Source organism: Exiguobacterium sp. s63, from assembly GCF_018617335.1.
Lineage (GTDB): Bacteria > Bacillota > Bacilli > Exiguobacteriales > Exiguobacteriaceae > Exiguobacterium.
The window spans coordinates 1061280-1085287 of sequence record NZ_JACSKB010000001.1 but is presented as its reverse complement, the minus strand read 5'-3'; the positions used below and the strand labels follow the sequence as shown (position 1 = coordinate 1085287).

The window sequence follows — 24008 nt, the reverse complement described above, 5'->3', positions numbered from 1 at the left end:
AAATGTAGAAAGATAGGTGACTTGAATGAGTCAACAGACAGAACCGACAAAGAATTATACACTTCGTGAGCTCGAGACGAAGACGTTAAAAGAATTATATGAGATTGCCAAAGAAGTCAAAGTCCCAAACTTCCGAGAAGCGCGTAAGCGTGAGCTCATGTTCCGTATTTTGAAATCACAGGCTGAATCAAAAGACTTATATTTCCTCGAAGGTATTTTAGAAATCATCCCACCGAATCCACAGTCTCAAAATGATGGCGGATTTGGATTCCTCCGACCGATCAACTATTCTCAATCTTCCGAAGACATCTATATCGCCGCATCGCAAATTCGTCGCTTTAATCTTCGAAACGGAGACCTCGTCACAGGGAAGGTCCGTAAACCAAAGGAGAATGAGCGATTCCAAGGTTTGTTAAGTGTTGAAGCAGTTAACGGGGAGTCGACGGACTCGACGCGTTCGCGTGATTACTTCCCGGCACTGACACCGATTTACCCGGAACAACAAATGGTGCTCGAAACAGAACCGACGCATCTTTCGGTTCGTGTCATGGATATGATCGCACCAGTCGGATTCGGTCAACGCGGATTGATTGTGGCACCACCGAAAGCGGGAAAAACCTCGCTTCTAAAAGAGATTGCGAACTCAATCACGACGAATCATCCGAACGTCGAATTGATCATTCTCTTGATTGACGAGCGACCAGAGGAAGTGACCGATATCCAACGCTCTGTACCGGACGCAGACGTGGCGTTCTCGACGTTTGATGAGACCCCAGAAAACCATGCACGTATTTCAGAACTTGTTCTCGAACGCGCGATGCGTCTCGTCGAGCATAAGAAAGATGTGGTCATCCTACTCGATTCCATCACGCGCTTGACGCGTGCGTATAACTTATCCGTTCCGCCGAGTGGACGGACACTCTCTGGGGGGATTGATCCGGCAGCTTTCCATAAACCGAAAAAGTTCTTTGGAGCGGCCCGGAATATCGAGGATGGAGGGAGCTTGACCATCCTTGCGACAGCGCTCGTCGATACCGGATCACGAATGGACGACGTCATCTATGAAGAGTTCAAAGGAACAGGGAACATGGAACTCCATCTCGACCGGAAATTGGCGGAACGTCGCATCTTCCCGGCAATCGACATTCGTCGCTCGGGCACTCGGAAAGAAGAGTTGTTACTCGGGAAGGAAGAACTCGATTCGCTTTGGACGATTCGCCGTACGATGAACGAGTCTCCAGACTTCGTTGAACAGTTCTTACGCCGTGTCCGTGAGACGAAAACGAACCTCGACTTTTTTGCTGCATTAGAGGCGGATAAGAAAAAAAGACGACCGGTGAAAAAAACGAAAACAGACTTGTAAATCCTATAGTAGGGTGATATTATATTCTAGTGAACTTTCTCTAGGTTGAAAGAATACTTAGGGCCGAAGGAGTTGAAAAGCAATGAAACAAGGAATCCACCCAGAATACCGTAAAGTCGTATTCATGGACTCGACGACAGAATTCAAATTCATCACTGGTTCAACTCGTTACTCTAACGAGACAATCACGATGGAAGATGGAAACGAGTACCCACTCATCCGTGTCGATGTATCTTCTGATTCGCACCCGTTCTACACAGGTCGCCAGAAATTCGCATCTGCAGATGGTCGTATCGAGCGCTTCAACAAGAAATACCAACGTTAATCGTAAAGTTGTATGCTCACCGCCTAGGGATTGCCCTTGGCGGTTTTTTGTTACATTGACGCGGGTAAAGAGACGAAAGACTGTCATTAGGGGGCCTTTATGGAACTTATACTCATCAGCATCAGCTTGTTAATCGGAGTCGGGATCATGTCACAATGGCTGGCATGGCGTTATCAAATTCCGGCGATTATCATTATGACGCTCGCCGGGGTGTTGGCGGGTCCGATTCTCGGGCTGTTCGACCCGCGTGAACTATTAGGAGACTTATATAGTCCGATCATTTCGTTCGCGGTTGCCATTATCTTATTCGAAGGAAGTCTTGGACTTCATTTCAGCGAAATCAATCAGTTCCGGCGGTCGATTGTTCGCATCGTCACGATTGGTGTCGCGCTCTCATTTGTCGGAATGTCATTACTGATCCAATACGTCGGCGGGCTACACTGGGTCGTCGCCTGGACGATGGGAGCGCTCTTTGTCGTGACAGGGCCGACCGTCGTCATCCCGTTATTACGACAGGCGCATTTAAAAGACCGTGTCGGAGCGATTTTGAAGTGGGAAGGCATCATCGTTGATCCGGTGGGGGCGTTGCTCGGACTGTTTGTCGTCCGACTCGGTTATATCGTATATGAAGGTATGGATTTGTGGATGCAACTCCTCTTCGCCGGTGCATGTATCGTTGGTGTCGGACTAGGTTATTTGTTCGGACATCTCTTGATGGGGTGGTTCGTTGCCGAAAAGGTGCCTCGTTATCTCCGTGCCTCGGTCACGTTGACAGCCGTCCTCGTTTTATTCTCACTCAGTGAGCTCATGATGCACGAAGTAGGGCTTCTTGCCGTGACAGCGATGGGGATGACGATGGCCAATACAAAACATCGTGATGAAGAAATCATTGAAGAATTGCAATCGTTTAAAGAAGACATTTCAATCTTACTCATCTCGTCTGTTTTCATCTTATTGACGGCATCGCTCTCTCGGACCGAGCTGTTGAATATCTTCCAGTGGCCACTTCTCTTGACGATTGCGGGCATTCTCTTCTTAGTTCGCCCGGTGGCAATTTATTTGTCAACGATTGGAGGAGGTCTGCCGTTAGCGGAACGAGGATTCATTGGTTGGATTGCCCCACGCGGGATTGTCGCGATGACGGTTGCGGGATTCTTTGCTGAAGAGGTGGCGCATCTCGGAATTGACGATGCGAAACAAATGTTGCCGCTCACACTCGGACTTGTCTTCATTTCCGTTACGTTACACGGTCTCACGATTCGACCGCTCGCGCGTAAATTGAAATTAATCGATGAACAAAAAGAGGCGAACGCTGACGAATAAAGGCTCATGCTCTTTCAATTAAGATTTGGGAGAAGTCAACCCTTTTCCTCAACTCGAAAGATAGGTATAATCGGAAAGCGATTATCGATGGAGAGGGCGAAGAATAATGATGCATGTGACGAACCGATATGGTTGGATTGAAGTGATTTGTGGGAGTATGTTTTCGGGAAAATCGGAGGAATTGATTCGCCGAGTCCGTCGTGCTCATTACGGGAAAATTCCGGTCCAAGTGTTCAAACCAGCAATCGACGACCGGTATCATGAAGAGAACGTCGTCTCACATACAGGCAACTCGGTCGTGGCAGTCCCTGTCGCGTCAAGCCAAAACTTATACGATGCCGTACGTGAAGAAACGCAGGTCATCGCCATTGATGAAGTGCAATTCTTTGATGAAGGAATCGTCGATGTCATCGAGCAACTTGCGAACGAGGACAAGCGCGTCATCTGTGCCGGGCTCGATATGGACTTTCGTGGTGAGCCGTTCACGATGATGCCTGAACTGTTATCACGTGCGGAGTTTGTCACAAAGTTGCAGGCGATCTGTTTGTCTTGTGGGGCGCCGGCTTCACGGACACAGCGTTTGATTGACGGGAAACCGGCGCGCTATGAAGACCCGGTCATCTTGGTCGGCGCTTCCGAGTCTTACGAACCGCGATGCCGACATTGTCACGATGTACCGAATAAACCACATCCGGTCCGCCATACGGTGGTAGACTGATGAATCGACGGACCGCCCTCGGCGGTCCGTTTTTTTGCTATAATAGATAGAGTTTGATTTGACGGAGAAAGGACGGATCATCATGTTTGACCGTTTAAGTGTATTAGAAGATCGTTACATGCAATTGAATGAAATGCTCGCCGATCCTGAGGTGCTCAGTGACTCGACGAAATTGAGACAATATTCGAAAGAACAGGCACAACTAGAGGAGACGGTACAGATGTATCGTCAGTATAAAGAAACAAGTGAAGCGTTCAAAGAAGCGAAGGCAATGCTTGAAGACCGGACGCTCGACGCCGACATGCGTGAATTGGCAAAAGAAGAGATGAACCTCCTCGAACCAGAAGTCAAAGAGCTAGAGGCGAAACTGCGGATTTTATTGCTTCCAAAAGACCCAAACGATGACAAGAACGTCATCGTCGAAGTCCGAGGGGCGGCAGGTGGAGACGAAGCGGCCCTGTTCGCTGGGGACCTTTATAAGATGTATACGCGATTCGCTGAACGTCAAAATTGGAAAGTGGAACTCATCGACGCGAACTATACCGAGCTTGGTGGATTCAAAGAGGTCACGTTCATGATCAATGGAGCAGGCGCCTATTCGAAACTCAAGTTTGAGAACGGTGCCCATCGTGTACAACGGGTTCCATCGACTGAATCGGGCGGACGAATCCATACATCCACAGCAACGGTAGCCGTTCTCCCTGAGGCAGAGGATGTCGAAGTCCACATCGATATGAAAGATGTACGGGTCGATACGTTCACCTCATCAGGTCCAGGAGGGCAATCGGTCAACACGACGCAATCGGCTGTACGTTTGACACACATCCCGTCAGGACTCGTCGTATCATGTCAGGACGAGAAGTCGCAACATAAAAACAAAGACAAGGCGATGAAAGTACTTCGGGCACGTCTCTATGACAAAATGCAAAGTGAGCATATGGAAGAACTGTCGGCACAGCGAAAATCGGCTGTCGGCACAGGGGATCGCTCCGAGCGGATCCGCACGTATAACTTCCCACAAAGTCGCGTCACCGATCATCGAATCGGATTGACCCTTCAGAAGTTGGACCGTGTCCTAGCAGGTGAACTCGAAGATATTATCGACGCACTCATCATGGATGAACAGGCACGTCTGATGGAGGATGCGGAATGATGCGGATTGCCGCGCTACTCAAACAGACAGAGGAACGATTGCAAAAAGCTGGACGCGACCGAGCAGCTGCCGAATGGTGGCTCATGCATGTACTTCAAGTCGACCGGACGGGTCTCCTCGTCCGCCTGTCAGACGAACTCTCTGGTGACGAAGCGACACGGTTTGAGGCTGGGATTGACCGTTTGTTGGTGGGAGAACCCGTACAGCATGTGATTGGGCATGCGCCGTTTTATGGACGTTCGTTCGAAGTGAATCGGGACGTCTTAATTCCGAGACCGGAAACAGAAGAGTTAATCGATTGGGTGCTCGGACAAGTTCGCCATGTCGAGGATGATGAGATTGTCGATATCGGAACGGGAAGCGGAGCAATCGCAATCACGTTGAGTCTTGAGCTCGGAGTCCGCGTACAGACGGTCGATATTTCTCCGGAAGCAATAACGGTTGCAAAGCGGAATGCGGCAGCCCTTGGTGCGAATGTACGATTTTATGAAGGCGACGGACTCGCCCCGCTTGCGGACCGCTCGATTCGCGTTCTCGTCTCCAATCCGCCCTATATCGAGGCGGATGAGTTGTTGGATGAGACCGTCGTCGGCTACGAACCGCATCTCGCCCTCTTTGGAGGAACGGACGGACTCGACATGTATCGGCAATTGATTGCGGAGTCGGTGCGCGTCTTACGTGCCGATTGGCATTTGATTGCGTTTGAAATCGGGTATAACCAAGGACAAGATGTGAAATCATTCCTGTCTGAACGTTATCCTGAAGCAGAAACGGGTATTTTAAAAGATATAAACGGCAAGGACCGTATCGTCTATGCCGTAAGGGAAGGGATTGCGTATGGAAACGAAATGGATTAATTCGAATGAGATTGAAGAGGGGGTACGTCTTCTTCAAGCGGGTGAAATCATCGCCATGCCGACAGAAACCGTCTATGGTCTCGCAGGGGACGCCATGAATGATGTGGCGATTCGCAAGATTTTTGAGGCGAAGGGCCGACCGTCGGATAACCCACTCATCGTCCATATCGCTTCAATCGAACAAACAAAACTGTTTGTCGATTCGATTCCTCCCGTTGCCAAACGCCTGATGGATGCGTTTTGGCCAGGCGCTTTGACGATCATCTTGCCTTCAAATGGCCGAGCCTCATCACTTGTGACCGCGGGACTCGATTCCATTGGACTCCGGATGCCGAACCATCCGGCAGCACTCGAGTTGATTCGTGAGTCGGGGTTAGGACTTGCGGCTCCGAGTGCGAATCGTTCGGGACGTCCTTCACCGACGACCGCTCAACACGTCGCGGATGACTTGAACGGACGAATCGCTGGAATTGTGGATGGAGGTCCCACTGGAATCGGTGTTGAGTCAACCGTTGTAGATTGTACGGGGGATACGGTCACGATCTTACGACCAGGTGGCGTGACGCGAGAAGAAATGGAAGCTGTCATCGGACCGGTCGCCTTAGATGCCAACTTGAGCAACGATGAAGCCGCACCACGATCGCCGGGAATGAAGTACACGCACTACGCCCCAACGGCTCCTGTTTATCTAGTCGATGGCACACGCGAAGATTTAGCACGTGTCATCGAGGAGCGAAAGCAAGCGGGACTGCGGATTGGTGCACTCGTATTCGATGAGGAACCGACACCGGCAGAGGTCACGTATTCACTCGGTACCTCGATGGAAGTGGCGGCGCAGCGTTTATACGACGCGCTTCGTCGATTTGATGAAACAGACGTGGATGAGATTTATGTGAACACGATTGAACCGGTCGGGGTCGCGCTAGCCGTCTATAACCGTTTATACAAAGCGGCGGGCGGAAAGGTTGTGCACCCGACGAAAGATGCCTAAAGACATAGAGGAGGACACGCGATGTCAATGAAACGCGTATTATTCATATGTAGTGGCAACACGTGCCGAAGCCCGATGGCGATGGCCTTGCTCCGTTCAAAGATGACAGGGGACGAATTTGATATTCGCTCGGCCGGTCTACGGACGATGCAAGGATTCGATGCTTCAGAAAATGCACTGCAAGTTCTCAGAGAACGAGGGATTGAACTTGACCATGTCACGCAGACGTTCGATGAGGTGTTAGGGAATTGGGCAGATGTGATCTTGACGATGACGCGCGCACATCGTGAACAAATTCGGGATACATACCCGGATTTGTCGGAGCGGACGTACACGCTCTATGAATTCGTGACGGGGCTCGAGCGAGACATCAACGACCCGTTTGGCGGTTCGATGAATGTGTATCGCCAAGTGCGAAACGAGCTCGAACCACTCGTGAATCGACTTGTGTTAAAATTAACGAATGACGGGTCAAAGGTGACGAAACCACCGAGACGCCTACCAAAGAAGACGGGGGAATGAACGAATGAAAATTGCAATTGGCGCCGATCATGGCGGCTTCAACTTGAAAAAAGAAATCGTAGCCTTGCTTGAGGAACTCGGGCATGAGTATAAAGATTTCGGGACGCACTCGGCGGACTCGATCGATTACCCAGACGTGGCCATCCCGGTCGCAGAAGCGGTAGCAGCAGGGGAGTTCGATCGTGGAATTTTGATTTGCGGTACGGGAATCGGAATCGGGATTGCGGCGAACAAAGTCAAAGGAATTCGTGCGGCACTCGTCCATGACTCATTCAGCGCGAAAGCGACACGTCAGCATAACGACTCGAACATCATGACGATGGGCGAGCGTGTCATCGGACCTGGTCTTGCACTCGACTTGGTGACGACGTGGCTCGATACGGACTTTGAAGGCGGTCGCCATTCAAACCGTGTCGACAAGATGAGTGCTTACGAATCGAAGTGAGTCAAATGAAGACGGAACTTCTCGGATTCTTGACGGAGCTTCACGAGCGGTTTCCGTTACATGATGAGCGTATTCTCGTCATCGGATGCTCCACGAGTGAAGTGCTCGGAAAAACGATTGGAAAGGCAGGTTCCATTGATGTCGCAAGCGAATTGATGGAAGCATTCCTTGAATTTAGAGAGAAGACAGGTGTCCATTTGGCGTTTCAAGGGTGTGAGCATATCAATCGTGCCCTCACAGTTGAACGCCGGACACTCAAACAGTTCGGCCTCACTGAAGTGACGGTCGTTCCGGTCCGTTCCGCGGGCGGGGCGATGTCGGAGAAGGCGTATGCGAACTTCGAGGAGCCATGTGTCGTCGAATCGATTCAAGCAGATGCGGGAATTGATATCGGCTCGACATTGATTGGGATGCATTTGAAGCCGGTCGCCATTCCGGTCCGGTTGTCATCGAAGCACCTCGGCGAAGCGTACGTCACGTTTGCGGTCACGAGACCGAAACTGATTGGTGGGCCAAGGGCAAAGTACTCTAAAACATAATTTATTATTGATGGGGAGTTTTTTGGATGAGTATGATGTGGGGAAAATTATTAAATGACACTCGAATTAGAAATTTAAATGATAAAAGCGCATATAAACCGAATAAAGGAAATAACATTTTTGACGATCATCGAAATGAGTTTGAAAGAGATTATGATCGCATAAACAATAGTTCTGCTGTTCGAAGACTACAGGATAAGGCACAGGTTTATCCATTACAAAGCAATGATTTTATTAGAACTCGTCTTACTCATTCAATGGAAGTATCGTCAATAGCTCGTTCGTTGGGCAATTTTTTAGAGCGCTATTTAATTGAAAATGAGAAGATTGATTTTTCTGAAATACATCAAGGGAAAATTCCTTCTTTACTTGCTTCTGCTGCATTAGTGCATGATATTGGTAACCCTCCGTTTGGACATTATGGTGAAGATGTTATTAAGGCGTGGTTCGCAAATGAAAAAAACAAAGAGAGAGTAAGAGAATGGATATTTGAATGTTTAGGTAATGAAGAAGATGCTAACAATCAATTCTCATTGATTATTTCAGACTATCAATCTTTTGATGGTAATGCACAAGGATTAAGAGTATTAAATAATTTGCAATATTTTAAGGACGATTTTGGATTGAATTTGACAGTCGGAACTTTGTCATCATTATTAAAATATCCATTCGATTCTTCTCATGCTTTTGCTAAAGAAAAACAAAAATTTGGATATTTTTCTTCTGACAAATTGTTGATTGAGTCCATTAAAAGAGAAACTTTAGGGGACCTAGAATGCACTTTTAGAAACCCTCTGACATTTTTACTCGAGGCGGCTGATGATATTGCTTATATTGGGTCAGATTTAGAAGATGGTGTGAAAAAAGGAAGTATTATTTGGGACAAAGAATTTAGACATTTTGTTCAAAGTATTACACAAGGAGAAAATATATTAGCATACGTTAAAGGTGAGTATGAAGATATTGAAATTTTACTGAATGAAAATGAACTTGATTCTTTGAAAAAAATTGAGTTGGATCATGAAAAGTTCATACAGGAAAAGCATCCAGATCCAATGGTTGCAAGCGCCCGTTCTTTTAAAGTTTGGTCACAAGCAATACTGATTTCTGAAGTGAAAAAAGTATTTGATGAAAATTATGAGAAAATAATGAATGGGGAATTTGGTGATTTTTCAATATTGAAAAACCCTCTGAATGACGGTAAAAAAGAATTTAATCACCGAGAATTAATTGATTGTTCTCCAAAAGCAAGTGCTTTAAGAAAATGGATGAATGGACTACTTAGCCAATATTGTTTTGTAGACAGTGAAGTGATTACATTAGAGTTAGTAGGAGACAGAGTAATTAACGATTTATTAGATGTCTTTTTACTAGAGTGTATGTTTAAAATTACGAATGAAGAAACTTTTAAAAATAAAAAAGTAACAAAGCTTTATTCTTTAATCTCTGATAACATAAAATTTATTAATGTCGGGGATAAAGAAATATACGAAGTTTCACCTTATAAAAAGGTGCAAATTGTAATTGATTTTATTTCAGGCATGACAGATTCTTACGCTCTAGACCTGCACCAAAAACTATCTGGAGTGAAAATGCCATAAGAAATTTGAGGATAAGGGGGATGGAAATGAGAAAAGAACCAAACATAAAAAAGGTCATTTTGAATAAAATATCTGAATCCCTTTCTTCAACATATTTAATTAATTTTCTTATGAATCAATCAACAGTATTGGTATTTGGAGGAACTGTAAGAGAAGCATATTTCTTTAACGAAAATATATCCCCGAGAGATTTTGACTTAGTGCTTGTGGACTACAAAGGAAACCTTTACAACGATTTGTTATCCTTAGGTTATAACACTACTAAAAATAAATTTGGTGGTATAAAAATCAAAGTGAATAATAACAGTTTTGATGTATGGAAGATAGAAGAAACGTGGGCATTTAAGAATAATTATGTGAAATTCGATAGTGTAGAAGATTTATACAAAACAGTTTATTTGAACATTGACGGTATTTTTTATGATTTAAATAATGAGCTCTTATACAGCGAAATGTTTGAGGAAGCAATAAAAACTGGGGAAATTGATATCGTTCTCAGTGAAAATCCCCAGGAGATGCTGAATATTATGCGTGCATACAAATTAAGGGATGAGTATCGATTATCATTTTCTCAGAAATTGAACACTGTGATCTCTTTAAAAGAAAAACGAATGGGTAAAGCTGTTTTTGAAAATGAAATATACGATTTATTCAGAAAGCGTTATAAAAGTAAGTTCAATGAACATCAAAGAAAAAATCTAATATTGATGTAAATAAAGAGAAATAAAGCTCTATATATGATTAAGTATCAACTACCTGATCTCATATAGAGCTTTATTTTTTATGCAGTCTTATGCAAACAAATATGACATGACCATTGGGAAGCGCTCGCGCCAGGCAAGTTCGTTATGAACTCCTTCTTCAATCACTTCGAAGCGGATGTGTTCGACCTTGTCTTTTAACAAGTTGTACACGCGTTCGCTCGACTCACGATACATTTCATTTGTTGGTCCATTTTCAATCGGTTCTTCGACTTCTTTGGCACCGACGTCCAAGTAAAGACGCTCCATTCCCTTCAAATCGCTCGCTTCGATCAATTGTTCCAGCTCGGTTTGGTTGAACCAAAACGCAGAGGACAGTGAGGCGACACGCTTGAAGATATCTGGATATACACACGCGGCATATACCGAGATGAGTCCACCCATCGAACTTCCCATCATCGCTGTCGCTTCTGGAATCGTTCGATAGTCAGCATCGATTCGAGGTTTCAATTCCTGCGCAATATATTCGATATACGCCGATCCTTCTCCGCCGAGGACGATGTCTCGTCCGAGTAGGCTGTCCCCGATATATGGATTTTCCCATGGTCCATACTCATCAAGTCGTTGTTCACCTGGTGCACTATCGAGGGCGACGACAATCAAGTCACGCTTCGAGGCATCTAAATATTCACCGACGCGCCAGCTCATGTGATAGCTCGCATCCTCGTCAGCAAAGCAGTTCTGTCCATCGTGCATATAGAGGACCGGATATCGTTTTTCGGATGTCTCATAGTCGGCAGGTGTATAGATCCGAACCGTTCGAGTGCGTTCGAACGGTGTAATTGTGATTTCTTTTGTCTCAATCATGAAGTGACCTCCTTTGGATTCTCTCTAAATCATACCCAACTTTTCGTCAGATTATAGCGATACCCAAAAAAACAAGCGTGTGGTACGATGGGGGTGTTGATTTTTAGACATTTAGAGGGGGTCTTCACATGGTAAACACGACGAAGTTGAAAGTGCAGGATGCAGAATTGTTTGAGGCAATGCAACACGAGCTCGGTCGTCAGCGCGACAACATCGAACTCATCGCTTCAGAAAACTTTGTTTCAGAAGCGGTCATGGAAGCGCAAGGAGGCGTATTGACAAACAAATATGCCGAAGGATATCCAGGACGCCGTTATTATGGTGGCTGTGAGTTTGTCGACGTCGCTGAAAACTTGGCGCGTGACCGTGCGAAAGAGTTGTTCGGTGCAGAACATGCGAACGTACAACCACACTCGGGTGCACAAGCAAACATGGCGGTCTATTTCACGGTGCTTGAAGCAGGAGATACGGTTCTCGGGATGAACCTGTCTCATGGTGGTCACTTGACGCACGGTAGTCCGGTCAACTTCTCAGGTGTGCAATATAACTTCGTCGAATACGGTGTAGACAAAGAGACAGAACACATCGACTACGACGTCGTCGCGGCACTTGCGAAAGAACATAAGCCGAAATTGATCGTCGCTGGAGCGTCAGCATACCCGCGCACGATCGACTTCGCGAAGTTCCGTGAGATTGCGGACAGTGTCGATGCTTACCTCATGGTAGATATGGCGCACATCGCTGGACTTGTGGCCGCAGGACTTCACCCGAACCCAGTCGAGCATGCACATTTCGTCACGACGACGACGCATAAGACGCTTCGTGGACCACGTGGCGGAATGATTCTTTGTAAAGAAGAGTTCGCCAAAGCGATTGACAAGTCAATTTTCCCAGGGATTCAAGGTGGCCCTCTCATGCACGTCATCGCAGCGAAAGCGGTCGCGTTCGGTGAGGCACTTCAACCTGAATTCAAAGATTACCAGCGTCAAGTGATTGCGAATGCGCAGGCGCTTGCGAAAGGTCTTGAAGAAGAGGGACTCCGCATCGTATCGGGCGGAACGGACAACCACCTCTTACTCGTCGATCTTCGTGGCATCGATATCACAGGGAAAGCGGCCGAGCACGCGCTCGATGCTGCAGGGATCACGGTCAATAAAAACACGATCCCGTTCGACCCGGCATCACCATTTGTCACGAGCGGAATCCGTCTCGGTACGGCTGCGATGACGACTCGTGGTTTTAAAGAAACGGATATGAAAGAAGTGGCACGTCTGATCGGACGTGTGCTCAAACAACATGAAGACGAAGCGGTACTCGCAGAAGCCCTTCAAGACGTGCAAACGTTAACGGCGAAGTTCCCGCTTTACCCTGAACGAGGCTGAGTCAATGGATATTCGGACACTAGCAGAACGAGAGCTATCCGAACTTCCCTTATTCGATATGACGGAATGGTTGGCTCGTAAAGGGGAATACGATCCGTCTTTCCGTCTTGTCGCCAGTGAATTCGGTGTCATCACGACGCTCCTCGACCACGGCTATTATGAAGAGGCGAGCGAACGCATCGTGCCGCTTCTCGGGATGAAAGTGCCGGCTGCTTTCCATCGACTAGGTCTTGCGCTAGAAGTAAAGGCGAACGGAAGAAAAGCGGCCAAGCGCCGCTTTCGTTCGTTCTCGTCAGCTGTCATCCAACATGCGGATTTAGCCGAATGGCGACAGGCGTTCAAGTTCGACAAGAAATGGCTCGGGCTTCCGCTCGTCGTTGGTCTCGCGGCTGGAGCGCTCGTGTTTTGGCCAGATACCGAACCGCCAGTCGTACCAGTCGTGACGCCGAACGAATCGGATCAAACTGTTGTCGAGACGGTGACGGAAGAAGAAGCACTCGCGGAGCGCCTTGAAGAACTCGAGGCAGAAGTCGCTCGACTCGAAGAAGAGAATGAGAAGCTTCAAGAGTCGGACGAACAAAAACCGAAGGAAGCAACGGAAGAGGCACAGGACACATCAACAGATGTTGTACCGCTGACCGAGGTAGAAGCACTCGTTCAAGACAAGAAATATGAGCGAGCTGATCAGTTGTTAGACGGGAAAGCAAAAGCTGGTCAAGAGCAGGCTGTCGGATTTTATCGACTTCTCGTCGATAACAAGTTAGAAAAAGCAGAAATCGCGGATTATGCGGCTTATATCGAGTCGTATCCAGAGTCCGGTTACAAAGCGGATGTCCTTTGGATGAAAGGGATTGCCGAGAAAAAAGCGAATGATCCGGCTTATCGTGAGACGTTGACGACCGTTTCCGAGATGGAAGGGACGTATTGGGCACCGATTGCCAAATCCGTGCTTGAAGAAGAATGAGGCGCTGCGTGAGCAGTGCCTTTTCTCATGGAACTCTAATGAAGTCCACCTTATATTCTCTTATTTACATCGTATGATGCGAGTAGGAGGGATGTGTCGATGAAACGTATATTGAAATCGATTGGAACTTTTCTTTTGGCGATTGGACTGATGGGAATCGGACTTGCCGGATTCTTCTTTTTCACTTCAACCGGTCAATCCAGCTTGTCGCAACTATCGTTAGCGGCGCTGGACATCGAACGGCAATTGGAGCGAGTGGACGCGAGTTGGGATGAGTGGGAAGACAGTCTCGAAAGACAAGTTGAATGCGCTATTCCAGAAGGAGTTCGTCTGTTTTTTGCGGATTGATTTCGGGAATTGAATAACAATACGTCGAGCGAGTCGCTCGACGTTTTTTCAAAGGAGTGAGCAGGATGCAGACGATTCTCGTCGTAGAAGATGATTCGAAGATTGCGCGATTACTGGAATTGGAATTGAAGCACGCCGGGTATGCCGTCGTTGTAGCGATGGATGGGCGTGTCGGTTTGGAGCGAGCTCTCGTAGATGATGTCGATCTCGTCTTGCTTGATGTGATGTTGCCTCAAATGAGTGGACTCGAAGTGGTACGTCGTCTGAAAGAAGAACGGCCGTTGTTACCGGTTCTGATGGTGACGGCTCGTGGCGATCGTTATGACAAAGTGAGCGGACTCGATCTTGGGGCAGATGATTACATCACCAAACCATTTGAAATCGAAGAGGTGCTCGCTCGGATTCGGGCATTTTTACGTATGCGTCAGCTCGTTCACCAGGACCATTCCGAACAGGTATTGACGTATGAGACATTAACCGTTGACGTGAATCGTCATGAAGTATATTGCGATGGAAATAAAGTCGACTTGACTCGACGTGAATTTGACTTGTTGGTTTTCTTTTTAGAACACCCTGAACGTGTGTTGACGCGAGACCAACTCGTCGAACACGTTTGGGGATTTGACTATTATGGGGATACGAACGTCGTGGACGTCTATGTCCGGTACGTACGAAAAAAACTGACCGGTTCTTGGATTCAAACGGTTCGTGGTGTCGGTTATATGTTGAAGCGTGGTGAGTGACCGATGTTACGAACAAAAATCGCATGGGCGATGACGGGGTTCATGTTGTTGCTTCTCCTCGTCTCCTTCGGTGTGACGTGGTTCGTCGCCAGGCAGGAAATTGTCGATTCACGTTTTGACGTGTTATTGCAGGCGTTAAATCTCTTGGAAGAAGATGTTCGAAACAGCGATGCGGTATTGTCACTTCATGAGGACAGTGTCGTGTTAGAACGTCAAGATAATGGAGAATGGGGAATCATCGGTGGAGAAGTGCCCGACGGAACGACGTTTCCCATCAATTACGGGGAGCCTGCCCTGATCGATGATTGGTTTGTGGTCGCGACGACGGATGGCCTCGCATTCGGCTTTCAAGATCAAGACGTGAGCAATACGATTCAAGCACTCGCGACCATTTTTCTCGTCATGTTCTTCCTTGCCGTTCTAATGACGTTTCTCGGAACGTGGTGGATTTTACGTCAAGGTCTGTCACCTTTACGCAGATTGACTGAAACGATGGAGCGAATCACGGAGTCCGGGAAGTTAGAGACGATTGAAGTAGATGACCGACAAGATGAGGTGACGACCCTTTCGAACGGATTTAATCATATGATTGAGCGGGTCGAAGGAACGATGGAACAACAGCGCCGTTTTGTTGCCGATGTTTCACATGAACTGAAGACGCCATTGACGGTCATCGAGGGCTATGCGAAGTTATTGCAGCGCTGGGGACAAGAAGATGAGAGTGTGCGCACAGAAGCGATTGACCATATTTTGACGGAGTCACGTCAAATGAGAAGTGACTTGATTGAACCGATGCTTGAATTGAGTCGATTCACTGCACTCGAGCAGGTAGAACGAGAAGACATCGATTTAGCTGAACTTGGAGAGTCACTAGCAGAACGCTTTTTACGGTCGTACGGTGTCCATCTATTCGTTGAAGCCACAGGCAACTGGTATGGTCATCGTGAGTCGTTACAGCGCATTCTTGTCATCTTGTTAGACAATAGTTTGAAGTATGCGAAGGAGACGAGCCTTCATTTGAAGAGTGATCGGATTGAGGTGCGCGATCGTGGACCAATCCTTCCAAAGGACGTGAGGAATCGTTTGTTCGACCGATTTTATCGATTGGATGAAGCCCGTGATCGAAGCGGGAGCGGTCTCGGTCTCGCAATTGCGAAAGAAGTGGCGGACTTGAATGAGTGGACGATTGGAAGTGAATCGAATGATCCGGACGGTAGTGTGTTTTATCTGACTCGATGATGAATGTTTCGCACTTTCTCATCAACTTCTAATGAAACCTTAAATGGACTCTCACTCGAGAGGCTTATGATGCAAATAAGAAGAACACATCATAAGGAGGAAATGACCATGAGACGTATCGGCTGGATCATCGGAGCTTTACTAGCTGTCATGGCGATTGTAGGAATTGGATTTTACGTAAGTGGAAATCAGACGGACACAGTCATCGTTCCACAAGCAATGAATCAAGCGAGTGATGATCAATCAACGGACAACCCGGACGACTCCGCTTCATCGGATGACTCGAGTAACACATCAGATGACGCATCGCGAGTCGAGAGTGGGGACGACTATGAACTATATGGGACACTCGTTCAGTTATCGAAAGAAGATGTGACCATCAGTTTCAATGGAAAGGAATCGACGTATCGTTTAGCAGCGACTCATGAAATTGATGAGGATACACCGCAAGTGGGAGATCGGGTCAAACTTGAATTGAATCAAAACGATGAAGTGAAGGAAGTAGACCGTGAGAGCGGAGACGAAGATTCTTATATTTACGGGACACTCGTGAAATTGACGAATCAAGATGTCACAATCAACATCGATGGAAAGGACAACACCTATTCACTAGCGGCAAGTTCGGAAATCGATGAGGAGACACCACGAGTCGGAGACTTCGTCAAACTTGAACTCAATCGAGATGGGGCGGTCATTGAAGTGGACCGTGAATCACAGGACGATCAATATGAGAAGGACGATTCTTCACAAGACGACTCATCTGAATCGGAAGATGAATACGAAAAAGACTAATACGGATACTTGAAAGAGCTGATCTATCGATCGGCTCTTTTTTGTAGCGGCGACTATGCAAAAGAATTCATCAGAAACGTAATAATTCTGAAATCATCACAAAAATAGGTTATATGTTATGATGTACAAGAAAAATTTAGGTGGTTTTCACCGAATTGGGAATGAGGAGGGACATCAATGCGGTCGTATTGGGGAATCTTGCTCAGTTGTATCTTGTTGAGTGGATGTGGTACCGAGACGATGAACGCGATTGAGTTACGTCCATTGTCTTCCTATCGAGTCGAGCAAGATCCTGAGATAGCATTAACAGAACAGACGAAAAAACAATTGCTTACATATTGCGAGCGTCGTCCAACCGATGTCTTGCCGACAAAGAGAGCGAAAGTGGCGGAAGTCACATTCCGTCACCCGCTATATGAAGTCCTCGGGTCTAAAACTGTGAAATATTTTGCCGCGGGGGACGAACGGTATATCACCTGTGCGAACAGCAGTCAATTGATGGAGCGGACGTTCGCTGTAGAATCAATTCAAGAGTTTGAAACTCTTGACGAAGAGCGATTCGAGGAATCGGAGATTGCCTCAACGATTGAGTTCGATCAAGTCAGTGATCTCAATCAACTTGCGAAGACGTTCAACTTGAATGATGGACACGAAGAAATTGTGGAGGGTTCTGCTTTTCACTACAAGACACCCGATACAGGAGCAATCTTTGTAACGTTCGAGACAGTACGGGACGGACGTACACTCGATTCGATCATTGAACCGAAGTTATTTCCGTTTAAGAGTGGGGAAAATGAAGGGTATGTGTTTTTGACGAGCCGAGCCGATGATCGGCTCACCCTTCAAATCGGGGATGCGCCATCCCTGAAACAACTCGTGCTTCCCAATATGTTTGAGGCATCGTACATGAAAGTTGATCCGAAAGAGGAGGCGCTTTCTCTGGAAGGGGATCACCGTAAACTGATGAAACGGATTATCTTATCCGATCAACCGATTGTAGAAGACGTGGCTAACCAATCGTCACTAACCCTATCGAAAACATACGGAACGGTCCTTGAGATTTGGGGGCACGTTCGCCGGCCGGCCCTGAATAAGATGTCTTCGCGTCCAGCCGATGGGGAAACACGTCTTGCCGTTTTTGAGTCGAACCAAGATACCGTATGGTTAGACGGTCCAAAGACACAAGAACTGTTTGATGCCTTATCTCATATTCAACCTCATGAGAAAGCATCTACAGCTGTCAAAATCGGAGTCTTACATCTATATGAAGAATTGACCGAACAATCTTTTGATGTATGGAAGACAGAGACGGAACTCTATGTAGTGGACCAACAGTCATCTAAAACGTATGAACTTCCGACAACCGATTATTTTCAAATCAACCAACCATAAAATGGCGTCTGACCTTTATGAAAAAAGAAGTTGGCTCTACCCTTCTCAACTGAGTTAGGGTACAATGCTCGAGAGAGAATGAGAGAGGAGTGAAGCAAGATGGGAAAAGTACATGTTTATGACCATCCTTTGATTCAGCACAAAATGACGATTATGCGTAAAGTAGAGACGGGGACGAAGCAGTTCCGTGAACTCGTCGACGAAGTATCTTCACTTATGGCATACGAAATCACGCGCAGCCTACCCCTAACAGACGTAGAAATCGAGACACCGGTCTCTGTTTCCACTCAAAAGATGATTGCCGGCAAGAAATTGGGAATCGTCCCTATTTTACGTGCAGGACTTGGTATGGTGGATGGGTTCCTCAAAATGATGCCGAACGTAAAAGTCGGTCATATCGGTCTCTATCGTGACCCGGAAACGCTTGAGCCACACGAATACTATTTGAAACTTCCGACAGATGTCACAGAACGTGATTTTATCGTTGTAGACCCAATGCTCGCGACAGGTGGTTCGGCTGTTGATGCCATCGCCTCACTCAAAAAGCATGGCGCGAAGTCAATCAAATTGGCATGTCTTTGTGCAGCACCAGAAGGCGTAGAGCGTGTGCAAGCAGAACATCCGGATGTGGAGATTTATCTTGCGGCACTCGATGAAAAATTAAATGATCACGGTTATATCGTTCCTGGACTTGGGGACGCGGGTGACCGTTTGTTTGGTACGAAGTAAGTTTGATCCATGGGAATCGCCTGAGCGATTCCCGTTTTTTTATGGGGATCAGGTGAAATTTTAATCATTCAATTCGGTCACAAAATAGACACAAAAAAAGAAAGGTGAAGCATCGAATAAAAGTGTTCATTTCTTAGTTTCTTCTTATTTAACTATCAGACAAAGAATATACGGGAGAGTGACGAGCAATCATTCCGCTAATTCAACGAATGAGATTACTCACAAAAAAATGGGCGAAATCGCTCGACATGTCAAAAACATCCTCGGTATACTGATACAGGACGTTGAAAACGATTTCAAAAAGTAGTCAACGACCGTTTCGTAACTCTTTGTGAACGTAAACGTTTACGGATTGAAATTTCCAAAACGTGGAGGTATAACTGAACTATTCTTCATCTGATTCCTTTTGTGAAATGTTATAAAGTCAACATTTTTATTTCAACGTTTCTTCACACTTTCTTTAAAAAGTGCTTTAAACGTTTAGTTTATGAAGTGCGGAAAACTATTGATATGACTTGATTTAAAGCGCTTTTATAATTGTGAAATCCATTGACTTCTTATACCATTTCCGTTACTCTGAACTTGTGTGACTTTTGGCGGTCACGCGAGTGTGAATTGATGAAAGAGAATCTAAGTTTGATTGTGTAAAAGGAGGTCGAGGATGGTGAAAAAAGACAATCGTTACCTATCCTACGCCTCGATTGCCTCTCAACTTTCAACCGCACTGGCAGGACCGATCGTCATTGGTTATTTCGTCGGACAATATGGCGTCAGACGAGAGTTTTGGGGAACATTTGGTTTGAATGCGTCGGTGTTTCTGGGGATGTTGTTCGGACTCATCGCGCTCGTACTCATTCTTCGGAGTTTATTGACAGGAGAGAACGAATGAATAATCAGGTGCAGGCAAATGTACATGCACAAAAGAGATTGATGAAGCGTTATACGATAGGGTTTTCGGTTTGGTTTACTCTTTTGTTAGCCGTATCCTATGCGATTCCTCGATATGAATCCGTTTGTTTAGGCCTTTTTATCGGTGGAGTGGCAAGTCTGATCATTTTACATATGCAAAATCGATCGGTTGTTCGAATGTATGACGTTATTGAAACGGGCAGACGCCCGAAATCACATGGGACTGTTTCAAGAATGGCAGTCGGTGTGTTGGCAGTGATAGTCGGTCTATTCTATGACGACCGGGTATCCTTGATTGCGGTGGTAACTGGTCTAATCGCCGGCCACATTATACAAATTGGCGAGTTTGCACTTGCCCAGCTCAGCAGGAAAAGAGGTGAATATTAATGAATCATGGGTTACCCACCTATTCTTTAGAACTTGGGGGCTATACGCTTTATGGCAGTTGGACAAACATTCTGACTGTGTTGATTGCGGCAGTTTTAGTCTTCTTATTCGCGGTGATTGGTACTCGAGCGCTTGCAATTAAACCAACGGGATTGCAAAACTTCTTCGAATGGTTTGCGGAGTTTGTCCGTGACATCATTTCAAGTTCAATGGATTGGAAGACCGGAGGACGATTTATTGCATTCGGTATGACACTCACCCTGTTTATTTTGATTTCAAACTTGATGGGATTACCATTTACGCTAATTAGCGGACATACGTTATGGTATAACTCACCGACAGCGGATCCATATGTCACGTTGGCCTTGTCGACACTCGTCGTTACAATGTCTCACTATTATGGAATCAAGCTTGTAGGATTCAAGCATTACTCACTCGAGTATGTGAAGCCGGTATGGTTCATGCTCCCAATCAAATTGATTGAAGAGTTTGCGAACACGTTGACGCTCGGTTTGCGTCTATACGGTAACATTTTTGCCGGTGAAATCATGATTACAATCATCTTAGGACTTGCGATTACTGCAGAAAGTACATTAAACCCACTTGGGGCAGTATTTGCAATCTTCCCGATGGTGCTATGGCAAGGATTCTCGATCTTTATCGGGTTAATCCAGTCGTATATTTTCCTAACACTTGCCATGTTGTACATTGGGCACAAGGCAACTGTTGAGCATTGATCAAGCAAGTGACAAACAGCGTGAAGACAATAACTACTTATATTTTCTCTAGGAGGAACTTACAAAATGGAACAACTCAATCTTATTGCAACAGCACTCGTAATCGGACTTGGAGCACTTGGTGCTGGTATCGGTAACGGTCTTATCGTAGGTGGTACAGTTCAAGGACAAGCACGTCAACCAGAACTCAAAAACGAACTTCGTCAAACAATGTTCATCGGTATCGGTTTGGTTGAAGCCCTCCCGATCATCGGTGTGGCTGTCGGTTTCCTTCTCCTCAACTCTTGATTCCGAGTTAACGAGAACAACTTAAGAGGGAGCATGTCTCCCTCACTTATTTAGTCAAGAGGAGGGTATGCATGGATACGATGATGATTGCAGCGGAAGCAGGTCATGAAGGCCTTCGCGTCCTAGATATGATCTTTACACTTGTCACATTCCTCGTACTCTTGGCCCTGTTGAAGAAATTTGCTTGGGGACCACTCCTTGGAATGATGAGACAGCGTGAAGAGTATGTAGCGAATGAAATTGAGCTCGCTGAAAAGAGCCGCAAAGATGCGGAAACATATGTCGTTGAACAACGTGAAGCACTTAGTGCAGCACGTGTTGAATCGAAAGAAATGCTCGATTCAAGTCGTCGACAAGCAGAAGCTGAACAGGCACGCTTGGTGGAGCAGGCGCGCATGGAAGCAGAACAAATTAAAGTCGAGGCAGAAAAAGCGATTGATCGCGAACGTGAACTTGCGAAACAAGCGCTTCAAACTGAAGTCGTCACACAAGCGATTTCGGCAGCACGCCACGTCCTTCAGTCTGACCTTAAAGGCGACGAAGCGAAACAACGTGCCCTCGTCACAGACTTCTTGTCTAAGGCGAAAGGCGCTAACTAATGAACGGATCATTAGCAAAACGTTATGCCAAAGCGCTCTTCGACTTAGCGCGCGAACAAGAGATGCTCGACCAAGTCGAAGCGGAAGTGCGCCTGCTCGATGAAGTGCTCCACGCGACGCCTGAATTGATGAACGTATTGACGAATCCATCATTCAGCGACAGCGAGCTTGCACAGCTGTTAAAAGATAGCTTTGGTGATATGACGGCAATCGTATTGAATACGTTGCTTGTGATGGTCGAAAACGATCGTGCTGAAGAAGTACGGGCGCTCCCACACTTTGTCCTTGAGTACATCAACGACTTCCGTGGAATCGCAGAGGGTATTGTCACGAGTGCTTACCCATTATCAGAATCAGACTTAAAAGACGTCGAACTCGTCTTCGGAGAGAAGTTAGGTAAGACGCTCCAGTTGAAAAACGTCGTCGATGAACAAGTCATCGGTGGACTTCGTGTCCAAGTCGGATACACGACGTACGATGATACAATCGAAACGAAATTGACACGCCTTGAGCGTGAATTGTTGAATGCGTAAGAAATAGGGGTGAATTCAATGACAATCAAAGCTGAAGAAATTAGCGCCCTGCTAAAAGAGCGAATCGCTTCGTACGGTTCAGACCTCGAAGTCAGTGAGACAGGTACTGTCATTCAAGTAGGTGACGGAATCGCTCGTGCACACGGTCTCGATAACGTTATGGCGGGGGAACTCGTAGAGTTCTCGAACGGCGTAATGGGCTTGGCGCAAAACTTAGAAGAAGGTAACGTCGGGATTATCATCCTTGGCGATTACAAAGGCATCAAAGAAGGCGACGCTGTCAAACGTACAGGTCGCATCATGGAAGTTCCAGTCGGTGAGGCACTCCTCGGACGTGTCGTCAACCCACTCGGACAACCAATCGATGGTCTTGGACCAATCGTGACTGACAACTATAACCCGATCGAGCGTAAAGCTTACGGTGTTATGGCTCGTAAATCGGTTCACGAACCACTTCAAACAGGAATTAAGGCGATTGACGCCCTCGTTCCAATCGGTCGTGGTCAGCGTGAGTTGATCATCGGTGACCGTCAAACAGGTAAAACATCGGTTGCGATCGATACGATCATCAACCAAAAAGAAGAGAACATGATTTGTATTTACGTTGCGATCGGTCAGAAAGAATCGACTGTCCGTGGCGTAGTTGAAACGCTTCGTCAAAACGGCGCGCTCGACTATACAATCGTTGTTTCGGCATCGGCTTCACAACCGGCACCACTTCTTTACCTCGCACCATTCGCGGGTGTATCGATGGGTGAATACTTCATGGACCGTGGGCAACACGTCCTCGTTGTTTATGATGATTTATCGAAACAAGCGGCAGCTTACCGTGAGCTCTCGCTCCTTCTCCGCCGTCCTCCAGGCCGCGAAGCCTATCCAGGGGATGTCTTCTACCTCCACTCACGCCTTCTTGAGCGTGCAGCGAAGTTGAATGACGAACTCGGTGGTGGTTCATTGACTGCACTTCCGTTCATCGAGACACAAGCATCGGATATCTCAGCATACATCCCGACAAACGTTATCTCGATCACGGATGGTCAGATCTTCCTTCAGTCGGACCTCTTCTTCTCTGGGGTACGCCCAGCGATCAACGCCGGTCTCTCGGTATCGCGTGTAGGTGGTTCGGCACAAGTAAAAGCGATGAAGAAAGTTGCTGGTACACTTCGTCTTGACCTCGCATCATACCGTGAGCTCGAAGCGTTCGCTCAGTTCGGGTCAGACCTTGATAAAGCGACGCAAGCGAAGTTGAACCGTGGTCAGCGCACAGTTGAAGTCTTGAAACAAGACTTGAACGCACCACTTTCTGTAGACAAGCAAGTCATCATCATCTACGCACTCACGAAAGGTCATCTCGATGACATCCCAGTCGAAGACGTACGTCGTTTCGAAAAAGAAATGAACGCATGGCTCGACCAAAACCGTGCAGATCTTTGCCGCGAAATCCGTCAGACAGGAAACCTTCCTTCAGACGAGGCGATGATCGATGCAATTACGGAATTCAAAAAGACGTTCTCGCCATCGGTTTAATCCGGTGACGAGCGTCTATTAAGGTGGTGAATCG

Annotated in this window: 28 protein-coding genes; 27 read left to right on the top strand and 1 reads right to left on the bottom strand. The window is 46.7% G+C overall.

Features of this window, described 5'->3' with window-relative positions:
- Positions 1–25 precede the first annotated feature (25 nt).
- From rho to KNO90_RS05375, 12 genes are all read left to right on the top strand, one after another.
- On the top strand, positions 26–1363 hold the full coding sequence (gene rho / locus KNO90_RS05430) for a transcription termination factor Rho (protein WP_214742113.1): 1338 nt from the start codon (positions 26–28) through the stop codon (positions 1361–1363).
- 82 nt (positions 1364–1445) lie between these two features.
- Positions 1446–1688: a type B 50S ribosomal protein L31 gene (locus tag KNO90_RS05425; RefSeq protein ID WP_012727387.1), complete on the top strand. Its 243-nt coding sequence runs from the start codon at positions 1446–1448 to the stop codon at positions 1686–1688.
- A gap of 99 nt (positions 1689–1787) precedes the next feature.
- Entirely contained in the window at positions 1788–3011 is a 1224-nt protein-coding gene (locus KNO90_RS05420) for a cation:proton antiporter (RefSeq protein ID WP_214742112.1), read from the top strand.
- Between the two features lie 106 nt (positions 3012–3117).
- Positions 3118–3729 (top strand): thymidine kinase, encoded by a 612-nt coding sequence (locus tag KNO90_RS05415; protein WP_214742111.1) that lies wholly within the window; start codon positions 3118–3120, stop codon positions 3727–3729.
- Positions 3730–3811: 82 nt separating this feature from the next.
- Positions 3812–4882 (top strand): peptide chain release factor 1, encoded by a 1071-nt coding sequence (prfA, locus tag KNO90_RS05410; protein WP_078147952.1) that lies wholly within the window; start codon positions 3812–3814, stop codon positions 4880–4882.
- Positions 4879–5739 (top strand): peptide chain release factor N(5)-glutamine methyltransferase, encoded by an 861-nt coding sequence (gene prmC, locus KNO90_RS05405; protein ID WP_483299287.1) that lies wholly within the window; start codon positions 4879–4881, stop codon positions 5737–5739. The genes prfA and prmC overlap by 4 nt, the downstream gene beginning before the upstream one ends.
- Positions 5720–6730, top strand: a complete 1011-nt coding sequence (locus KNO90_RS05400) for an L-threonylcarbamoyladenylate synthase (protein WP_215113183.1) — start codon at positions 5720–5722, stop codon at positions 6728–6730. Before prmC ends, KNO90_RS05400 begins: the two co-directional genes overlap by 20 nt.
- 21 nt (positions 6731–6751) lie before the next feature.
- Positions 6752–7252, top strand: a complete 501-nt coding sequence (locus KNO90_RS05395; RefSeq protein WP_215113182.1) for a low molecular weight protein arginine phosphatase — start codon at positions 6752–6754, stop codon at positions 7250–7252.
- Positions 7253–7256: 4 nt separating this feature from the next.
- A complete protein-coding gene (gene rpiB / locus KNO90_RS05390; protein ID WP_012727380.1) occupies positions 7257–7697 on the top strand; it encodes a ribose 5-phosphate isomerase B in 441 nt (146 codons plus the stop codon).
- A complete protein-coding gene (locus KNO90_RS05385; protein ID WP_483299286.1) occupies positions 7694–8236 on the top strand; it encodes a TIGR01440 family protein in 543 nt (180 codons plus the stop codon). The genes rpiB and KNO90_RS05385 overlap by 4 nt, the downstream gene beginning before the upstream one ends.
- Before the next feature lie 26 nt (positions 8237–8262).
- A complete protein-coding gene (gene dgt / locus KNO90_RS05380; RefSeq protein ID WP_215113180.1) occupies positions 8263–9837 on the top strand; it encodes a dGTP triphosphohydrolase in 1575 nt (524 codons plus the stop codon).
- A 26-nt stretch (positions 9838–9863) separates the two neighbouring features.
- Positions 9864–10550: a hypothetical protein gene (locus KNO90_RS05375; protein WP_215113179.1), complete on the top strand. Its 687-nt coding sequence runs from the start codon at positions 9864–9866 to the stop codon at positions 10548–10550.
- Between the two features lie 78 nt (positions 10551–10628).
- Here KNO90_RS05375 and KNO90_RS05370 read toward each other — a convergent pair whose 3' ends face one another.
- On the bottom strand, positions 10629–11405 hold the full coding sequence (locus tag KNO90_RS05370; protein ID WP_215113178.1) for an alpha/beta hydrolase: 777 nt from the start codon (positions 11403–11405) through the stop codon (positions 10629–10631).
- Between the two features lie 128 nt (positions 11406–11533).
- Between KNO90_RS05370 and glyA the strand changes: the two genes are divergently transcribed.
- From glyA to atpA, 15 genes are all read left to right on the top strand, one after another.
- On the top strand, positions 11534–12787 hold the full coding sequence (glyA, locus tag KNO90_RS05365) for a serine hydroxymethyltransferase (protein ID WP_214742099.1): 1254 nt from the start codon (positions 11534–11536) through the stop codon (positions 12785–12787).
- Positions 12788–12791: 4 nt separating this feature from the next.
- The gene (locus tag KNO90_RS05360; RefSeq protein WP_214742098.1) at positions 12792–13751 is read left to right on the top strand and encodes a hypothetical protein; all 960 of its coding nucleotides are present in this window, start codon (positions 12792–12794) and stop codon (positions 13749–13751) included.
- Between the two features lie 99 nt (positions 13752–13850).
- The gene (locus KNO90_RS05355; protein ID WP_215113177.1) at positions 13851–14099 is read left to right on the top strand and encodes a hypothetical protein; all 249 of its coding nucleotides are present in this window, start codon (positions 13851–13853) and stop codon (positions 14097–14099) included.
- A 65-nt stretch (positions 14100–14164) separates the two neighbouring features.
- The gene (locus tag KNO90_RS05350) at positions 14165–14842 is read left to right on the top strand and encodes a response regulator transcription factor (protein WP_215113176.1); all 678 of its coding nucleotides are present in this window, start codon (positions 14165–14167) and stop codon (positions 14840–14842) included.
- A 3-nt stretch (positions 14843–14845) separates the two neighbouring features.
- Entirely contained in the window at positions 14846–16081 is a 1236-nt protein-coding gene (locus tag KNO90_RS05345) for a HAMP domain-containing sensor histidine kinase (protein ID WP_214742095.1), read from the top strand.
- Between the two features lie 108 nt (positions 16082–16189).
- On the top strand, positions 16190–16873 hold the full coding sequence (locus tag KNO90_RS05340) for a hypothetical protein (protein ID WP_215113175.1): 684 nt from the start codon (positions 16190–16192) through the stop codon (positions 16871–16873).
- Positions 16874–17050: 177 nt separating this feature from the next.
- On the top strand, positions 17051–18265 hold the full coding sequence (locus KNO90_RS05335) for a hypothetical protein (RefSeq protein ID WP_215113174.1): 1215 nt from the start codon (positions 17051–17053) through the stop codon (positions 18263–18265).
- Between the two features lie 99 nt (positions 18266–18364).
- Positions 18365–18994 (top strand): uracil phosphoribosyltransferase, encoded by a 630-nt coding sequence (gene upp / locus KNO90_RS05330; RefSeq protein ID WP_012727364.1) that lies wholly within the window; start codon positions 18365–18367, stop codon positions 18992–18994.
- 661 nt (positions 18995–19655) lie between these two features.
- On the top strand, positions 19656–19883 hold the full coding sequence (locus tag KNO90_RS05325; protein WP_214742092.1) for a hypothetical protein: 228 nt from the start codon (positions 19656–19658) through the stop codon (positions 19881–19883).
- Complete coding sequence (locus tag KNO90_RS05320; RefSeq protein WP_214742091.1) at positions 19880–20290, top strand: ATP synthase subunit I; 411 nt, start codon at positions 19880–19882, stop codon at positions 20288–20290. The genes KNO90_RS05325 and KNO90_RS05320 overlap by 4 nt, the downstream gene beginning before the upstream one ends.
- On the top strand, positions 20290–21027 hold the full coding sequence (atpB, locus tag KNO90_RS05315) for a F0F1 ATP synthase subunit A (protein ID WP_214742090.1): 738 nt from the start codon (positions 20290–20292) through the stop codon (positions 21025–21027). Before KNO90_RS05320 ends, atpB begins: the two co-directional genes overlap by 1 nt.
- Positions 21028–21093: 66 nt before the next feature.
- Entirely contained in the window at positions 21094–21315 is a 222-nt protein-coding gene (gene atpE / locus KNO90_RS05310) for a F0F1 ATP synthase subunit C (RefSeq protein WP_214742089.1), read from the top strand.
- 71 nt (positions 21316–21386) lie between these two features.
- Positions 21387–21914 (top strand): F0F1 ATP synthase subunit B, encoded by a 528-nt coding sequence (atpF, locus tag KNO90_RS05305; RefSeq protein WP_214742088.1) that lies wholly within the window; start codon positions 21387–21389, stop codon positions 21912–21914.
- Positions 21914–22447, top strand: coding sequence for a F0F1 ATP synthase subunit delta (locus KNO90_RS05300; protein ID WP_214779783.1), 534 nt, complete (start codon positions 21914–21916; stop codon positions 22445–22447). The genes atpF and KNO90_RS05300 overlap by 1 nt, the downstream gene beginning before the upstream one ends.
- 18 nt (positions 22448–22465) lie before the next feature.
- Positions 22466–23974, top strand: a complete 1509-nt coding sequence (gene atpA / locus KNO90_RS05295; protein WP_214742086.1) for a F0F1 ATP synthase subunit alpha — start codon at positions 22466–22468, stop codon at positions 23972–23974.
- The last annotated feature ends 34 nt before the right edge of the window (positions 23975–24008 follow it).

Bases quoted from the DNA above. Each gene is read 5' to 3' on its own strand.
- rho (WP_214742113.1), top strand. From the start codon at position 26: ATGAGTCAACAGACAGAACCGACAAAGAATTATACACTTCGTGAGCTC.
- KNO90_RS05425 (WP_012727387.1), top strand. From the start codon at position 1,446: ATGAAACAAGGAATCCACCCAGAATACCGTAAAGTCGTATTCATGGAC.
- KNO90_RS05420 (WP_214742112.1), top strand. From the start codon at position 1,788: ATGGAACTTATACTCATCAGCATCAGCTTGTTAATCGGAGTCGGGATC.
- KNO90_RS05415 (WP_214742111.1), top strand. From the start codon at position 3,118: ATGATGCATGTGACGAACCGATATGGTTGGATTGAAGTGATTTGTGGG.
- prfA (WP_078147952.1), top strand. From the start codon at position 3,812: ATGTTTGACCGTTTAAGTGTATTAGAAGATCGTTACATGCAATTGAAT.
- prmC (WP_483299287.1), top strand. From the start codon at position 4,879: ATGATGCGGATTGCCGCGCTACTCAAACAGACAGAGGAACGATTGCAA.
- KNO90_RS05400 (WP_215113183.1), top strand. From the start codon at position 5,720: ATGGAAACGAAATGGATTAATTCGAATGAGATTGAAGAGGGGGTACGT.
- KNO90_RS05395 (WP_215113182.1), top strand. From the start codon at position 6,752: ATGTCAATGAAACGCGTATTATTCATATGTAGTGGCAACACGTGCCGA.
- rpiB (WP_012727380.1), top strand. From the start codon at position 7,257: ATGAAAATTGCAATTGGCGCCGATCATGGCGGCTTCAACTTGAAAAAA.
- dgt (WP_215113180.1), top strand. From the start codon at position 8,263: ATGAGTATGATGTGGGGAAAATTATTAAATGACACTCGAATTAGAAAT.
- KNO90_RS05375 (WP_215113179.1), top strand. From the start codon at position 9,864: ATGAGAAAAGAACCAAACATAAAAAAGGTCATTTTGAATAAAATATCT.
- KNO90_RS05370 (WP_215113178.1), bottom strand. From the start codon at position 11,405: ATGATTGAGACAAAAGAAATCACAATTACACCGTTCGAACGCACTCGA.
- glyA (WP_214742099.1), top strand. From the start codon at position 11,534: ATGGTAAACACGACGAAGTTGAAAGTGCAGGATGCAGAATTGTTTGAG.
- KNO90_RS05360 (WP_214742098.1), top strand. From the start codon at position 12,792: ATGGATATTCGGACACTAGCAGAACGAGAGCTATCCGAACTTCCCTTA.
- KNO90_RS05355 (WP_215113177.1), top strand. From the start codon at position 13,851: ATGAAACGTATATTGAAATCGATTGGAACTTTTCTTTTGGCGATTGGA.
- KNO90_RS05350 (WP_215113176.1), top strand. From the start codon at position 14,165: ATGCAGACGATTCTCGTCGTAGAAGATGATTCGAAGATTGCGCGATTA.
- KNO90_RS05345 (WP_214742095.1), top strand. From the start codon at position 14,846: ATGTTACGAACAAAAATCGCATGGGCGATGACGGGGTTCATGTTGTTG.
- KNO90_RS05340 (WP_215113175.1), top strand. From the start codon at position 16,190: ATGAGACGTATCGGCTGGATCATCGGAGCTTTACTAGCTGTCATGGCG.
- KNO90_RS05335 (WP_215113174.1), top strand. From the start codon at position 17,051: ATGCGGTCGTATTGGGGAATCTTGCTCAGTTGTATCTTGTTGAGTGGA.
- upp (WP_012727364.1), top strand. From the start codon at position 18,365: ATGGGAAAAGTACATGTTTATGACCATCCTTTGATTCAGCACAAAATG.
- KNO90_RS05325 (WP_214742092.1), top strand. From the start codon at position 19,656: ATGGTGAAAAAAGACAATCGTTACCTATCCTACGCCTCGATTGCCTCT.
- KNO90_RS05320 (WP_214742091.1), top strand. From the start codon at position 19,880: ATGAATAATCAGGTGCAGGCAAATGTACATGCACAAAAGAGATTGATG.
- atpB (WP_214742090.1), top strand. From the start codon at position 20,290: ATGAATCATGGGTTACCCACCTATTCTTTAGAACTTGGGGGCTATACG.
- atpE (WP_214742089.1), top strand. From the start codon at position 21,094: ATGGAACAACTCAATCTTATTGCAACAGCACTCGTAATCGGACTTGGA.
- atpF (WP_214742088.1), top strand. From the start codon at position 21,387: ATGGATACGATGATGATTGCAGCGGAAGCAGGTCATGAAGGCCTTCGC.
- KNO90_RS05300 (WP_214779783.1), top strand. From the start codon at position 21,914: ATGAACGGATCATTAGCAAAACGTTATGCCAAAGCGCTCTTCGACTTA.
- atpA (WP_214742086.1), top strand. From the start codon at position 22,466: ATGACAATCAAAGCTGAAGAAATTAGCGCCCTGCTAAAAGAGCGAATC.